Origin of the sequence: Pseudomonas sp. RL_5y_Pfl2_73, from assembly GCF_963970515.1 — a bacterium.
Classification (GTDB): Bacteria; Pseudomonadota; Gammaproteobacteria; order Pseudomonadales; family Pseudomonadaceae; genus Aquipseudomonas.
In genome coordinates, this window is record NZ_CAXAPD010000025.1 from 48,102 (window position 1) to 62,071 (window position 13,970).

Annotated in this window: 14 protein-coding genes; 13 read left to right on the plus strand and 1 reads right to left on the minus strand. The window is 60.7% G+C overall.

Annotated elements, in window-relative coordinates; translation table 11 throughout:
- Positions 1 to 7: 7 nt before the first annotated feature.
- The 11 genes from AACY42_RS21845 (at position 8) to AACY42_RS21895 (ending at position 8,931) form a co-directional block, all read left to right on the plus strand.
- Positions 8 to 367, plus strand: a complete 360-nt coding sequence (locus AACY42_RS21845) for a DUF4398 domain-containing protein (RefSeq protein WP_339482237.1) — start codon at positions 8 to 10, stop codon at positions 365 to 367.
- Positions 364 to 1,173 (plus strand): OmpA family protein, encoded by an 810-nt coding sequence (locus AACY42_RS21850; RefSeq protein ID WP_339482239.1) that lies wholly within the window; start codon positions 364 to 366, stop codon positions 1,171 to 1,173. The genes AACY42_RS21845 and AACY42_RS21850 overlap by 4 nt, the downstream gene beginning before the upstream one ends.
- A 200-nt stretch (positions 1,174 to 1,373) precedes the next feature.
- Positions 1,374 to 2,816, plus strand: coding sequence for an aminotransferase-like domain-containing protein (locus AACY42_RS21855; RefSeq protein ID WP_339482241.1), 1,443 nt, complete (start codon positions 1,374 to 1,376; stop codon positions 2,814 to 2,816).
- An 85-nt stretch (positions 2,817 to 2,901) separates the two neighbouring features.
- On the plus strand, positions 2,902 to 3,378 hold the full coding sequence (locus AACY42_RS21860) for a translation initiation factor 2 (RefSeq protein ID WP_339482242.1): 477 nt from the start codon (positions 2,902 to 2,904) through the stop codon (positions 3,376 to 3,378).
- 147 nt (positions 3,379 to 3,525) lie between these two features.
- Positions 3,526 to 3,780, plus strand: coding sequence for a YkgJ family cysteine cluster protein (locus AACY42_RS21865; protein ID WP_339482243.1), 255 nt, complete (start codon positions 3,526 to 3,528; stop codon positions 3,778 to 3,780).
- A 54-nt stretch (positions 3,781 to 3,834) separates the two neighbouring features.
- Positions 3,835 to 4,443: an START domain-containing protein gene (locus tag AACY42_RS21870; protein ID WP_339482244.1), complete on the plus strand. Its 609-nt coding sequence runs from the start codon at positions 3,835 to 3,837 to the stop codon at positions 4,441 to 4,443.
- Between the two features lie 141 nt (positions 4,444 to 4,584).
- Complete coding sequence (locus tag AACY42_RS21875) at positions 4,585 to 4,821, plus strand: hypothetical protein (protein WP_339482245.1); 237 nt, start codon at positions 4,585 to 4,587, stop codon at positions 4,819 to 4,821.
- Between the two features lie 201 nt (positions 4,822 to 5,022).
- Complete coding sequence (locus tag AACY42_RS21880; protein WP_003179463.1) at positions 5,023 to 5,364, plus strand: ribonuclease E inhibitor RraB; 342 nt, start codon at positions 5,023 to 5,025, stop codon at positions 5,362 to 5,364.
- A gap of 397 nt (positions 5,365 to 5,761) precedes the next feature.
- Entirely contained in the window at positions 5,762 to 7,171 is a 1,410-nt protein-coding gene (locus AACY42_RS21885; RefSeq protein WP_339482247.1) for a circularly permuted type 2 ATP-grasp protein, read from the plus strand.
- A 9-nt stretch (positions 7,172 to 7,180) separates the two neighbouring features.
- Entirely contained in the window at positions 7,181 to 8,131 is a 951-nt protein-coding gene (locus AACY42_RS21890) for an alpha-E domain-containing protein (protein ID WP_339482249.1), read from the plus strand.
- Positions 8,128 to 8,931, plus strand: coding sequence for a transglutaminase family protein (locus AACY42_RS21895; RefSeq protein ID WP_339482250.1), 804 nt, complete (start codon positions 8,128 to 8,130; stop codon positions 8,929 to 8,931). The genes AACY42_RS21890 and AACY42_RS21895 overlap by 4 nt, the downstream gene beginning before the upstream one ends.
- Positions 8,932 to 9,114: 183 nt before the next feature.
- Here the strand turns inward: AACY42_RS21895 and AACY42_RS21900 are convergent, their stop codons facing one another.
- Positions 9,115 to 9,927, minus strand: a complete 813-nt coding sequence (locus AACY42_RS21900; protein WP_339482252.1) for a c-type cytochrome — start codon at positions 9,925 to 9,927, stop codon at positions 9,115 to 9,117.
- A gap of 607 nt (positions 9,928 to 10,534) precedes the next feature.
- Here AACY42_RS21900 and AACY42_RS21905 point away from each other — a divergent pair.
- Positions 10,535 to 11,740 (plus strand): acetyl-CoA C-acetyltransferase, encoded by a 1,206-nt coding sequence (locus tag AACY42_RS21905; protein WP_339482254.1) that lies wholly within the window; start codon positions 10,535 to 10,537, stop codon positions 11,738 to 11,740.
- Between the two features lie 26 nt (positions 11,741 to 11,766).
- A complete protein-coding gene (locus AACY42_RS21910; protein WP_339482255.1) occupies positions 11,767 to 13,911 on the plus strand; it encodes a 3-hydroxyacyl-CoA dehydrogenase NAD-binding domain-containing protein in 2,145 nt (714 codons plus the stop codon).
- The last annotated feature ends 59 nt before the right edge of the window (positions 13,912 to 13,970 follow it).

Here is a 13,970-nt window from a genome sequence, read left to right on the forward strand (position 1 = left end):
AACATTAGTGACTATTCGACCTCTTTTCGCTGCCCTGGCCGTTCTGGCTCTGGCGGGTTGCGCAGCCGATCCGGCGCCGAATGAACAGATCCGCCTGACCGAACAGGCACTGGAGCAAGCCCGGGCCATTGGCGCCACGGCCGACGAAGTGCCTGAATTGAAACTGGCTGAAGAAAAGTTCGCCCGCGCCAAATCCAACATGGCCGACGAATCCTACAAGAAGGCGCGCATGCGAGCCGAACAGGCTGAACTCGACGCTCGCCTGGCCGAAGCGAAGGTGCTGACCCTCAAAAGCCAGGAGCAACTGAACGTACTCGACACCCGCATCCAGCGCTTGCGCAAACAGTTGAGGGAGGATGCCCAATGAAGCACTCCTATGTATTGGGCGGCCTGGTCCTCGCCGGCCTGGCCAGCTTGTATGGCTGTGCCGGCCAGCGCAGCGAAGCGGCGCTGGAGCAGGCCGGCACCGACTTCCAGAAGGTCAAGGAAGACGCCAGCGTGTTGCGTGCCGCACCCCGGGACGTGATCCGCGCTGGCGAATCCCTGGCCCGTGCCGATCGTTTGTCCAGCTACTGGGGCAGCGGCGAAGATGTGCAGCATTACGCCTACCTGAGCCAGCGCTACAGTGCGATCGCCCGGGAGCACAGCAACCAGGTGCTCAACGAAGAGCGCGCCGCGAAGCTCGAACTGGAGCGTCAGCGCCTGCAATTGGCCCTGCGTGAATCCAAGTTGCTGAGCGTGCAGTTGCAGGGCAAATGGCTTGAAGAACAGATCATGGCGATGGCGACCACCCAAACCGATCGCGGCCTGGTGATGACCCTGGGTGACGTGCTGTTCGACACCGGCGAAGCGGAACTGAAGAACTCGGCCAACCGGGTCGTGCTCAAGATCGTGCAGTTCCTGCAGCTCAACCCCAAGCGCGTGGTCCGTATCGAGGGCTACACCGACAGCACCGGCGGCAAGCAGGAAAACCTCAAGCTGTCTCGCGACCGCGCGCAAGCGGTCGCGGATGTACTGGTGGACCTAGGGATAGACGAAAAGCGTATGCAGGTCGAAGGCTACGGCGATGAATACCCGGTGGACGTCAACGCTTCCGAGCGTGGCCGGGCACAGAACCGTCGCGTCGAAATTGTGTTCTCCGACGAAAAAGGCCAGCTCGGCGCCGCCCGCTGAGGGCTGCGTCACTGGAAAACCCGGCCCCTGTAAAAGGCGCCGGGTTTTTTTGGCCCTGCAATCGATGCACGATGAGTACAGTTAGAGCTGTCACTCCACTGTACTGTCGAGTAATCTGGCAACTGTCCCAGTACACTTCTAAACTGTTCCGGTATCGTTTCCGACAAGAATAAAATGCCCGTGAAATCGAGTGCTGCGTCATGACCAACCTTCTGCTCTATCAACGTATTGCTCAACAGCTGGCTGAAGACATCCGGCGCGGTGTGTATCAGCCCGGTGAGCGCGTGCCATCGGTGCGCAAGATGAGCTCGCAGCTCAACGTCAGCCATGCCACGGTGCTGCAGGCCTACGCCAACCTTGAAGACCAGGGGCTGATCCGCGCACGGCCGCAGTCGGGCTACTACGTGCACCAGACGCCGGCCTTGACGGCACCGACGCCGGACATTGCCCGGGTCGAGCGTCCGGGGCTGGTGACGCGCAGCAGCATCATCCAGCAAGTATTGGTCGAGTCGCGCCGCGAAGGGGTGTTTCCCCTGGGGGCGGCGGTGCCGAGCGTCGACTATCTGCCTGTCCGGGCCTTGCATCAACAATTGGCCAAGGTCACGCGTTTCCACAGCCCGCGGGCGTTCAGCTACATGTTCAGCCCGGGTTTCGAGCCATTGCGTCGCCAGGTGGCGATTCGCATGCGAGACGCCGGCGTCGTGGTGGACCCTTCCGAGGTGGTGATCACCCACGGCTGCGTCGATGCGCTGCAGATGTCCTTGCGGGTGCTGACGCGGCCGGGAGACTTGATCGCCGCCGAGTCGCCGACTTATTACGGCTTACTGCAACTGGCGGATCTGTTGGGCCTCAAGGTCATCGAGATTCCCAGCGACCCGGTCACCGGCATGAGCCTGGAGGCCTTGCAACTGGCGGCCAACCAGTGGTCGATCAAGGCGCTGGTACTGACCACGCGCCTGAGCAATCCTCTGGGCGGCACCATGCCGGAAGAGCGGCAAAAGCAACTGCTGCGTCTGGCCTCGGACTTCGACATCCAGGTCGTCGAAGACGACATCTATGGCGAGTTGATGTTCGAGCAGGGGCGCACTAAGGCCCTCAAGGCCTACGACCGACTGGATCGGGTCATCTACTGTTCGAGTTTTTCCAAGACGTTGTCGCCGGGTGTGCGCATCGGTTGGATGATCGCGGGGAAATTCCAGCAGGAAATCCAGCGCCTCCAGACCTTCAGCACTCACTCGGCGTGCAGCGTCACGCAGATGGGCATTGCCGCGTACCTGGAAAACGGCGGCTATGACCGGCACTTGCGCTATATCCGCCAGGAGTACCGCAAGAACCTCAGCGCCTTTCAACTGGCGGTGCAACAGTACTTCCCCGAAGGCACGCAAATGAGCCGTCCCACTGGAGGATTCATCCTGTGGGTCAGTCTGCCGGGGCGGGTCAATACCCAGGAGTTGCATGTGCGGGCGTTGCAACAAGGCATCAGTATCGCGCCAGGGCTGATTTTCAGTAACACCGAGCAGTTCAACCACTGCATCCGCTTGAACTGCGGCACACCCTGGAACCGTGAGGCGGAGCGGGCCTTGATGACACTCGGGATGTTGGCCACTCAATTGTGCCAAGAGACGGCCAACGGATTTCTTTAGACGCCAGTGGCTTAGCTCGATGCGCTTGTCAGCGCCTCATTATCAGGCGAGCATGGGCGTCCCTGTCGTTAGTGCCGTTGTGTGTATGAAAAGCATTATTCCTGCTACGTGGGTTTTGATCGGCCTGTTAAGCGCCTTCCACATGGGAGGCGTCGTCGCGGCAGCCCCAGCGCAGGAAAAACCGGCCGCCAGTGCCACGAAGGATGCGCCGAAAAAAACCACAGTGGCCAAGAAACCTTCCGCCAAGAAGGCAGCCCCCGCGAAGAAAAAACGCGCGCCCATCGCCTCCAAGAGCAAATCCGCCCACGAGGTCGCCAAGACCCCATTGCCGCCGGCCAAACTGGATTTGAGCTTGCCCCAAGGGATGGTCGAGCAATTGCAACCACCGGGTAAGGTGGTGCAGTCCAAGCGTGAACCCCTCTTGCCGTCGATGTTCGGCGAGAAACCCGGGCCGTTTCAGCTCAATGGCCGTTTGTTGAGCAATGAAATGCAGCTGCCACTGCGCAACCAGGAGCGCAATGAAGTGGAGGGTGCGGCGCTGGACTTCGAATTCAAGCAATAACCTTCGACAGGCCTGTAGCTCGTCGCTGACCGTTCAGTCATCTCGCCGTGGGCAAAAAAACACACAGACGGTAATTTAAAACGAGTGTTTTAGCCGTTACTCTGTGTTCTGTTACCAACCGTTATCTATCGTGAGGATGTTGTCGTCATGAAATGCCGTGAAGGCTGTGGCGCCTGTTGCATCGCCCCTTCCATCAGCTCACCTATCCCTGGCATGCCCCAAGGCAAACCAGCGGGAGAACGTTGCGTGCAATTGTCGATCGATAACCTGTGCCGGATCTTCGGCCAGCCGGAGCGTCCGGCAGTCTGCTCGGCGTTCGCAGCCGACATCGAGGTTTGCGGCAGCAGCAGTGAGGAGGCCATCCGGTTGATCGGTTGGTGGGAACAGATCACGGCAGCGTAATGAGTCAATGAATGGATCCTAACTGAACGAACTTGGACAATAAGGAAAAGAACTATGGGTTCGCTGCATCGTATGGCTGTGTTGTGTGGGTTGACCGTGTTGCTGGCAACGGCCACCGCTCAGGCAGAGGACTGGCAGGTTGCCAAGGAGAAGGACGGTATCAAGGTTTCTCTCAGTGAGGTGGCGGGCTCAAAATACAAGGCCTACCGCGGCGTGGCGGTGATGAAAACCACGTTGGCCAAGCTGCGGGCCCTGCAGGAAGACGTTCCCGGTGCCTGTGCCTGGATTCATGAGTGCAAGAGCCAGAAACTGCTCAAGCACGAAGGCAATCAGAGCTGGACGTACACCCAGTTCAACACGCCATGGCCGGTGACGTCCCGGGACTCGGTGCTGGAAGTCACCACGGAGGAGGGCGCCGACGGCAGCCTGACCCGCAAGCTCAAGGGCGTGCCGAATTACCTGCCTCAAGAGCAGGGTTTCGTGCGGGTGACCCAGATCGACGGCTTCTGGAAGTTCACGCCAAAGGGCGCTGACCAGATCGAAGTGACCTACCAGGTCCACACCGAACCAGGGGGTGACGTACCGTCCTGGCTGGCGAACAAGTTCGTGGTGGATGCGCCGTTCAACACCTTGAAAGCCCTGAAGGAGCGCGCCGAAAACTGATCGGCCACGGCTTCACACCCAGAGACCGCCCCAGAGGCGGTCTTTTCATATGTACCGTCCAGACGCCCAGAGGAACGATTGTCCGGCCCTCAATGTCGAGATAAAGGTAAGCCAGGCCCTGAATTGATCAAGGAGACACCGATGCAAAAGTGGAAAATCACTTTCGTGGATGATCACGGCGAAGCCATCGCCGAGCGGTTCGACTGCGACCAGGAGCCTACGATGGAGCAGGCAGCACAATTGATTCGTGAAAAATTGCTGCCTGTGCCCGCCCAACTGGACCTCAACGACCTGGAAGGTCGTATTGAGGATCCCACCGTCAAGAACCTCAAGTCCCAGCACAGTATCGAAATCATCAGCATTACACCGATTTCATGAAACGGTGCCTGGTCTCGCTTGGCAGTGGCTGCCACTTACGGCTACTCTGCAATTGAGATCAGCGAAAGGATCGCCAAGGTCCGGTCTTGTCAGCTACATGCTTGTGTCCCGACGGCCATGTGATGCCGTACCGCTGGAAGCCTGAGGGCTTCACGCACGGGAAGACGGAAAGTCTATCCATTGGTTTCAGGAGGACGTTTCATGAGCACAGCCTATCAAGAAGACATCAGCACCAGCGTATTGCGCCGCATGAAAGAAGGCGGTTTCGATTTTTCCCGATTTCATCCCATTGAGTTCTATGCCATTTTCCCGGACGAGGAGCGGGCGCGCAGGGCGGCAGGTCATTTTCGGGGAGAGTCGTTGAACGCGCAGATCAGTGCACGGGACGACGGGGCTTGGTCATTGGAACTGAGCCGGGTGATGTACGCCACTTACGATGACATCGGCGACTTCGAGCAAGACTTTGAGGCCGTCGTCGAACCCTTGGGTGGTGTTATCGAGGGCTGGGGTGTCAAGCAAGAGATCCGGCGCCTGCAGGCCTGACAGTCACTCACCGCAACCACAGCAACGGCTGACCTTTGTGTCGGCCGTTTTCATGTCTGTGAGCTAACCGAGAATCCCTGTGAGAGCCGAGCCAGCTTGGCTCCCACAGGGATTTGTGGTGGACGCGGAATAGGTGAGCATGCCCCCGTCAACACCGCAATCGCCAGATTTTGTACCTAACTGTATCCAGATCAAGCTGCGTCGTTTTTCCGTGACTATGCTCAGCAGGGCGACGCCCCTGCATCGCAATGAAGCAGGGGCTGCGGGTGGAGGCATCTGCTGCACTGGAAAAGTGCGCGGCCTGTTAGAGGAGAACCCAACCCGTTGATCATAAAGCGTTTATGCCGATGGCACGGGGCTTGCGAAGCCTTGCTGCCAGGGTGACAAGGAGTACGGCATGATCCGCAGCGGTTTTGACGAAATGTACGATACCAACGGCCAGGTACGCCCGCATTACCAGGCGTTTGCCCGCTGGCTGGCTGAAACGCCTGATGAGCTGCTGGCGCAACGCAGGCGTGAAGCCGACCTGTTGTTTCATCGTGCCGGCATTACGTTCACGCTCTACGGGGACGAGCAGGGGACAGAGCGCCTGATCCCTTTCGATACGATCCCGCGCAGCATCCCGGCCAGTGAATGGCGGGTGGTCGAACGCGGCTGCATCCAGCGGGTCAAGGCGCTGAACATGTTCCTGGCCGACCTCTACCACGGGCAGCGGATCATCCGGGCCGGGATCATTCCGGCCGAGCAGGTGCTGGCTAACGAGCAGTACCAACTGGCGATGCAGGGGCTTGATCTGCAGCGTGACATCTATGCCCATATTTGCGGTGTCGATCTGGTACGCGACGGTGACGGCACGTACTACGTGCTCGAAGACAATCTTCGTACGCCCAGTGGCGTCAGCTACATGCTCGAAGACCGCAAGATGATGATGCGTCTGTTCCCCGAACTGTTCGCCGCCCAGCGCATCGCCCCCATCGACCATTACCCGAACCTGCTGCTCGACACCCTGAAAAGCTCCAGCCCGCTGGACGATCCCAGTGTCGTGGTGCTCACGCCGGGGCGTTTCAACAGCGCGTTCTTCGAGCACGCATTCCTGGCCCGGGAGATGGGCGTGGAGCTGGTGGAAGGTGCCGACCTGTTCGTACGCGATGACAAAGTGTTCATGCGCACCACCGATGGCCCGAAAGCGGTGGACGTGATCTACCGTCGCCTCGACGACGCGTTCCTTGATCCACTGGCCTTCAATCCAGACTCGATGCTCGGGGTGCCGGGACTTTTGTCCTCCTACCGTTCCGGCAACGTGGTGCTGGCCAACGCCATCGGCACGGGTGTGGCGGACGACAAGTCGGTGTACCCGTTCGTCACCGAGATGATCCGTTTTTACCTGGACGAAGAGCCGATCCTGAAGAACGTCCCTACGTGGCAATGTCGTAATCCTGCTGAGCTCTCCCACGTGCTGGCAAATCTTCCCGATTTGGTTGTCAAGGAAACCCAGGGTTCCGGCGGTTACGGAATGCTGGTGGGGCCGGCCGCGACGACGGCGCAGATCGATGCCTTCCGCGAGCGGATCAAGGCCAAGCCGCACGCCTACATCGCCCAGCCGACGCTGTCGCTCTCGACCTGCCCGACCTTTGTCGAAAACGGCATCGCCCCGCGTCACATCGACTTGCGGCCGTTTGTGCTGTCGGGGCGCGAGACCCGCGTGGTGCCTGGCGGGCTGACACGGGTGGCGTTGCGCGAAGGCTCCCTGGTGGTGAATTCATCCCAGGGCGGTGGCACCAAGGACACTTGGGTAGTCGAGGATTGAGGAACTGCCATGCTCAGTAGAACCGCCTCGGACCTGTACTGGATGTCTCGCTACCTGGAGCGTGCGGAAAACCTCGCACGGATGCTCGACGTCAGCTATTCGTTGTCACTGATGCCCCAGGACGGGCGTGGCGACGGCCTGCACGAGCTGGCCATGCCATTGCTGATCACTGGCACGTTGGATGATTACCGGGAGCGACACGGCGAGCTGCACGCCGAGCGGCTGCTGCATTTCTTTGCCCTGGAAGCGGCCAACCCGGCCAGTATCTACAGTTGCCTTGGCGCCGCGCGAGCCAGTGCCCACGCGGTACGTGGGAGAATCACCGCCGACATGTGGGAGAACATCAACGCCACCTGGCTGGACATTCGCGGTATCGCCGAGCAAGGCTTGAATCGCTACGGCATGAGCCGTTTCTGCGAGTGGATCAAGGAGCGATCTCACCTGTTTCGTGGTGCAACCTACGGCACCATCATGCGCAACGACGCGTTCAGGTTCATTCGCCTGGGGACCTTTATCGAACGGGCCGACAACACCCTGCGCTTGCTCGACGCCCGCTACGAAATGGCCGGTGACCAGGCCGACGCGGCCAGCGATGGCACGGCCCACGCGTATTACCAATGGAGCGCCTTGTTGCGGGCCTTGTCGTCCTTCGAGGCCTACACCGAGATCTATCGTGACGCCCCGGGTGCTCGCCATGTGGCTGCGTTACTGCTGTTGCGCGCCGACGTGCCGCGTTCGCTGCGTGCCTGCACCGAAGAAATCAACCAGATACTGGCGAGCCTGCCGGGCACCAACGGCCGGCAGGCACAACGGCTGGCGGCTGAAATGGACGCACGCCTGCGCTACACCGGCATCAACGAAATCCTCGACGGGGGCCTGCATGCCTGGCTCACCGAATTCATCCCACGGGTCCGTGAACTGGGCAATGCCATTCACAGTTCCTACCTGGAGGTCATATGAGACTCTCGATCAGCCACGAAACGGCCTACCACTATGAAGATCAGGTGCGCGCCAGCATCCAGTACCTGCGCCTGACGCCCCACGACAGCGAACGTCAGCATGTACTGAGCTGGCAACTGGATTTGCCCCGGCCGGTGCGGGCGCAGTTGGATCCGTTCGGCAACATCCTGCACGTACTGACCCTGGACGAACCTCACGAAACGGTCATCATCGGCGCCCGCGGACAGGTGGATATCGATCCGTTGCGCGAAGCCGAGCACGAGAGTCAGTCGGCGTTGCCGTTCCTGCGCTTCACCCGGCTGACCGAGGCGGACGAGGCCCTTCGAACCTTCGCCGCGCAGCAATGCCAGCAGCGTCGCGATCGCACCGCGCTGATCGACCTGATGCACGGGCTGAACCAGCACATGATCTACACCCCTGGCACCACGGCGGTGGAGACCAGTGCGGCCCAGGCTTTTGCCGGTCGTAGCGGGGTGTGCCAGGATCACACCCACGCCTTCCTGGCCTGCGCCCGTAGCCTGGGGGTGCCGGCGCGGTATGTCTCGGGGTATCTGTTCAGCGAAGAAAGCGAGCACCTGGCAAGCCATGCCTGGGCAGAAGCCTGGCTTGACGACGCCTGGTACAGCTTCGACGTGACCAACCAACTGGCCCGCCCGGAGCGCCACCTGAAGCTGGCTGTGGGCCTGGATTACCTGGACGCCTGCCCGGTGCGTGGCATGCGCCGCGGCGGCGGTTGCGAGCAGATGCATGCCAAGCTGGTCGTGCCTGCGGCACCGGTGATCACGGTGCAACAACAATAATTATCTGGCGAGTGAACGCTTGCTACCGCTGGGTTCTGTAGGAGCTGTGTAGGAGCTGCCGAGTGCAACGAGGCTGCGATCTTTCCCCAGACACTTGAGTCTCAAGCGAAAGATCAAAAGATCAAAAGATCGCAGGCTTCGCCAGCTCCTACAGGGCATAGCCCAGCGGGAGCAAGAGCAATCTCACGGGGCCAATGGCTGCTTGCGTCCCGCCATATGCTTCAAATAACCCACCAGCAACTCCAACTCCGAATCCGGCAGCACTGCAGCCGAGAACCCGGGCATCTTGCCCTGGGGCCAGCGACGCAGCGCTTGTGGGTCGCGAATGTAGCGCTTGAGGAAATCCCCGGAGAAGTATTCGGTCGGATTGAAGGGAATGTTCAGGTCAGGGCCGAACTGCGCGTCGCCTGCGCCATTGAGCCGATGGCACGCCAGGCAATTTTTCTGGAACAGCTCGAAACCTTTATTGATCGGATCGTCCTTGGCCAGGTTGGGCGCCGGCAACAGAGCCGGGAAGCGTTCGGCCACGGCCTTCAGACGCTTGATGGTCGCCACCGCGTAGGGCCACTGTTCCGGGCTGATGTGGCCAGTCTGCGGATCGGTCCAGACCAGGTAGAAAGGCCCGGCACTGTGCTTGCCTTCCCCCAGTGGCGGCCAGGGCTTGGCCGGGTCCTCGATCGCCAGCCAGGCTCGGGCCCCACTCTTGTTGAGTAACGGCGCCGCAGGCATTTCGGCAGCGAAGCCGTCCAGGGCAACGGCCTGCAGGTGGTCGTCCGCTTGGACGCCCACCAACAGTGCCGTCAGCGGAACGGCTCGATAACTCATGGGTTTCTTGTAGGAAACGTCATCAGTGATCTGGACCGTTTGAGCGTCCGGGTGCTTGAGCAGTTCTTCGGTTTGCCAGGTGCGTGTGCCCGCGCCCAACTCCAGCACCAGTTGCGCGGCATAAAGGGGCGTGCTGAGCAGCAACGCCCCGAACACAATAAGAGCTTTCAAGTCGATCGCCTTCCATGTCGAGGGGGCCGCAAAGGTTGGCACAGCCATCGCGGCTCGAACAGAGAACCCGTCACATTTTTTGGCGACACAACTAATGAATAATGCAGATGCCCTCGCGCAGGATTCAGCCGATCACCTTGGTGATATTCGGCAAAATCAACAGCAGCGTCGTGGCAAAGAGAATGAGTCCGGCTTGGCGAACTTTCGAATGTTTGAACATGGCTGACCCGCCTTTATTGTTATTTCCTAAAAGCCAGCCTGCATATCCATGGCGGCTGGCATTGTACTTCCTGTCCGACAAGCGTCTCGGCAAAACCCGACGACATTCTTGTACAAGGATTACATTAGGGGCCGCGGCTGCCTTGGCTTAGATCCAATTCGTATCATCTTGGTGCATACCGCTCTGAAAGGGCTATGAGGCCTATTGCCACCTTCCTGTCCGCCCTTTTGCTAGACAGCTTGCCCTCCTGAATTGATTAACCCGATAGCTCGCTACCGTTCGTCTGAGCGTGGCCGTCAACGTCATTGAGCGCTGTGGTCATTGAATCTGGCGCCGCTGGGCTTATGGTTGAAGGCATCGCATTGCCCCCGTGGTTTCGAGGACCTCATGACCCAAGCTTTGATTTTCGACGCATTACGCACGCCCCGTGGCAAGGGCAAGGTCGATGGTGCCTTGCACAGCGTCAAGCCGGTGAACCTGATGGGTGGTCTGCTCAGCGCCTTGCAGCAGCGCATGGATCTGGACACCAGCCAGGTCGATGACATCGTGCTTGGTTGCGTGACCCCGGTGGGTGAACAGGGGGCCGATATCGCCAAGACCGCTGCGCTGGTGGCCAATTGGGATGTCAGCGTGGCGGGCGTGCAACTCAATCGGTTTTGCGCCTCGGGCCTGGAAGCGGTGAACCTGGCGGCCATGAAAGTGCGTTCCGGGTTCGAAGACTTGGTGGTGGCCGGCGGCGTCGAGTCCATGTCCCGGGTGTCCATGGGCAGCGATGGCGGCGCGTGGGCGCTGGACCCGCAGTCCAACCTGCACGGTCATTTCGTTCCCCAGGGCATTGGCGCCGACCTGATCGCCACCCTGGAAGGCTTCAACCGCGAGGACGTTGACCGCTACGCGCTGCACTCCCAGCAAAAAGCGGCACGCGCCCGGGCCGACGGCTCATTCGCTAAATCCCTGGTCGCCGTGCGGGACCAGAATGGCATCGTGCTGCTGGACCACGACGAATTCATCCGCGCCGATTCCACGCTCGAAGGCTTGGGCAAGCTCAAGCCAAGCTTCGAAGCCATGGGCCAGATGGGTTTCGACGGCACGGCGTTGCGGGTCTACAGCCATGTCGAACGCATCCATCACGTGCACACGCCGGGCAACAGTTCCGGCATCGTCGACGGTGCGGCGCTGATGCTGATCGGTTCCGAAGCCAAGGGGCGTGCCATGGGCTTGCAACCCCGGGCGCGGATCGTCGCCACCGCCGTCACCAGTACCGACCCGACCATCATGCTCACCGGCCCGGCGCCGGCTACCCGCAAGGCCCTGGCCAAGGCCGGGCTGCGGGTGGAGGACATCGATCTGTTCGAAGTCAACGAAGCCTTCGCCTCGGTGGTGCTCAAGTTCATCAAGGACATGGCCATCGACCCCGCCAAGGTCAACGTCAACGGTGGCTCCATCGCCATGGGGCATCCCTTGGGCGCCACGGGGTGCGCAATTCTTGGCACGTTACTCGACGAATTGGAGGGGCGTCGCCAGCGCTATGGTCTGGCGACCCTCTGTGTCGGCGGCGGCATGGGCATTGCCACCGTCATTGAGCGCCTCTGAGCCCCGACTTCAAGGAATACTTTTTCATGACCGATGCCATCCGTTACGAAATCGGCCAGGACCGGATCGTCGTCTTGACCCTGGACCTGCCGGGCCAGAGCGCCAACACCATGAACGCGGTGTACCGTGAGGCCATGGCCGCCTGTGTCGCCCGTTTGCAGGCTGAAAAGGACTCGATTGCCGGTGTGATCATCACCTCGGCCAAGCACACCTTTTTCGCGGGCGGTGACCTCAATGAACTGGTCAAGGTCGGTAAGCCCGAGGCCAAGGCTTTCTACGACAGGGTCCTGCTGCTTAAAGCGCAACTGCGAGCCTTGGAGACCCTGGGCAAACCCGTGGTGGCGGCCATCAACGGCGCGGCCCTCGGCGGTGGTTGGGAGATCTGCCTGGCCTGCCATCATCGTGTGGCCCTGGACCTGCCGGAGGTCACGCTCGGCCTGCCGGAGGTCACGCTCGGCCTGCTGCCCGGCGGTGGCGGGGTGGTGCGGATGGTGCGCCTGCTCGGTTTGGAGAAGGCCTTGCCGTATTTGCTCGAGGGCAAGAAGGTCAACCCACAACAAGCGCTGCTGGTCGGTTTGGTCGATGAGTTGGCGAAGGATCGTGACGAGCTGCTGGCCAGGTCCCGGGCCTGGATTCTTGCCAACCCCAGCGTCATCCAACCCTGGGATGCAAAGGGTTATCGGCTGCCCGGCGGCACGCCGTCAGACCCGAACGTGGCGCAAATGCTGGCAATCGCCCCGTCGATCCTGCGGAACAAGACCCAGGGTTGTCTGCCGGCGCCGGAGAAAATCCTCTGCGCAGCGGTGGAGGGTGCCCAAGTTGATTTCGACACCGCGCACCTGATCGAAACCCGTTACTTCACCGAACTGACCACCGGTCAGGTGGCGAAGAACCTGATCGGCACCTTCTGGTTCCAGCTCAACGAGATCAAGGCTGGTGGTTCTCGCCCACAGGGTTTTGCGCCTTTTCTGACGAAAAAAGTCGGCGTGCTGGGCGTGGGCATGATGGGGGCGGGTATTGCCTATGTCAGTGCCATGGCCGGCATCGCAGTGGTACTCAAGGATGTCGATCTGGCGGTGGCCGAGAAGGGCAAGGCCCGTCTGGCGATGTTGCTGGATAAAAAAGTCGCCCGCAGCCAACTCACCGCCGAGCAACGCGAAGCCGCGCTGGCGCGGATTCACACCACTGACAGCAACGCAGACCTGGCCGGTTGCGACCTGATCATCGAGGCTGTGTTTGAAGATCGCGCCCTGAAAGCCAGTGTGTCGGCCGCCGCCCAGGCCGTGGTGGGAGATGATGCGGTGATCGCTTCCAACACCTCGACTTTACCCATTACCGGCCTGGCGATGGCCGTGCCGGACCCGACGAAGTTCATTGGCCTGCACTTCTTCAGCCCGGTGGAAAAAATGCCCCTGGTGGAGATCATCAGGGGCGCGCGTACCAGTGACGCGACCCTGGCCCGGGGTTTCGATTTTGTCCTGCAAATAAACAAGACGCCGATTGTGGTCAATGACAGTCGCGGCTTCTTTACGTCCCGGGTGTTCGGCACCTTTACCAATGAAGGTATCGCCATGCTCGGTGAGGGCGTGAGCGCGCCGATGATCGAGACCGAAGCGCGCAAGGCCGGGATGCCGGTCGGACCTCTGGCGATCGCTGACGAAGTTTCCCTCAGCCTGATGAGCCATATCCGCCAGCAAACCACCAAGGACCTGCGCGCAGAAGGGAAAACGCCGATTGAGCATCCGGCGTTCGCTGTGATTGACTTGCTGCTCAACGAATACAAGCGACCGGGCAAGGCCGCCGGCGCCGGTTTCTATGAATACCCGGCCAATGGGCAAAAGTACCTGTGGCCGCCGCTCAAAAGCCGCTTCGAGAAAGCCGACGGGCAGATTTCCCCGCAGGATATCCGGGATCGCCTGCTGTTCATCCAGGCCCTGGAAACCGTGCGCTGTGTGGAGGAGGGGGTGCTGACCTCAACGGCCGACGCCAACATCGGTTCGATCTTCGGCATCGGCTTCGCCGCCTGGACCGGTGGTGCGCTGCAGTTCATCAATCAATACGGCCTGCTGGACTTTGTCGGTCGCGCTCAGTATCTGGCCGAGCAATACGGCGAGCGATTCTCGCCACCGGCCTTGTTGTTGGACAAAGCCGCTCGGCACGAACTGTTCTGACAGGGCCGGGAAGGGGCTTGCCTTGGGACCGTGTTTCAGGGCAGGCTCTGGGATGTGCA

What these genes read in the sequence shown, in the direction of transcription:
- AACY42_RS21850 (WP_339482239.1), top strand. Translation starts at nt 364, where the DNA reads ATGAAGCACTCCTATGTATTGGGCGGCCTGGTCCTCGCCGGCCTGGCC.
- AACY42_RS21855 (WP_339482241.1), top strand. Translation starts at nt 1,374, where the DNA reads ATGACCAACCTTCTGCTCTATCAACGTATTGCTCAACAGCTGGCTGAA.
- AACY42_RS21860 (WP_339482242.1), top strand. Translation starts at nt 2,902, where the DNA reads ATGAAAAGCATTATTCCTGCTACGTGGGTTTTGATCGGCCTGTTAAGC.
- AACY42_RS21865 (WP_339482243.1), top strand. Translation starts at nt 3,526, where the DNA reads ATGAAATGCCGTGAAGGCTGTGGCGCCTGTTGCATCGCCCCTTCCATC.
- AACY42_RS21870 (WP_339482244.1), top strand. Translation starts at nt 3,835, where the DNA reads ATGGGTTCGCTGCATCGTATGGCTGTGTTGTGTGGGTTGACCGTGTTG.
- AACY42_RS21875 (WP_339482245.1), top strand. Translation starts at nt 4,585, where the DNA reads ATGCAAAAGTGGAAAATCACTTTCGTGGATGATCACGGCGAAGCCATC.
- AACY42_RS21880 (WP_003179463.1), top strand. Translation starts at nt 5,023, where the DNA reads ATGAGCACAGCCTATCAAGAAGACATCAGCACCAGCGTATTGCGCCGC.
- AACY42_RS21885 (WP_339482247.1), top strand. Translation starts at nt 5,762, where the DNA reads ATGATCCGCAGCGGTTTTGACGAAATGTACGATACCAACGGCCAGGTA.
- AACY42_RS21890 (WP_339482249.1), top strand. Translation starts at nt 7,181, where the DNA reads ATGCTCAGTAGAACCGCCTCGGACCTGTACTGGATGTCTCGCTACCTG.
- AACY42_RS21895 (WP_339482250.1), top strand. Translation starts at nt 8,128, where the DNA reads ATGAGACTCTCGATCAGCCACGAAACGGCCTACCACTATGAAGATCAG.
- AACY42_RS21905 (WP_339482254.1), top strand. Translation starts at nt 10,535, where the DNA reads ATGACCCAAGCTTTGATTTTCGACGCATTACGCACGCCCCGTGGCAAG.
- AACY42_RS21910 (WP_339482255.1), top strand. Translation starts at nt 11,767, where the DNA reads ATGACCGATGCCATCCGTTACGAAATCGGCCAGGACCGGATCGTCGTC.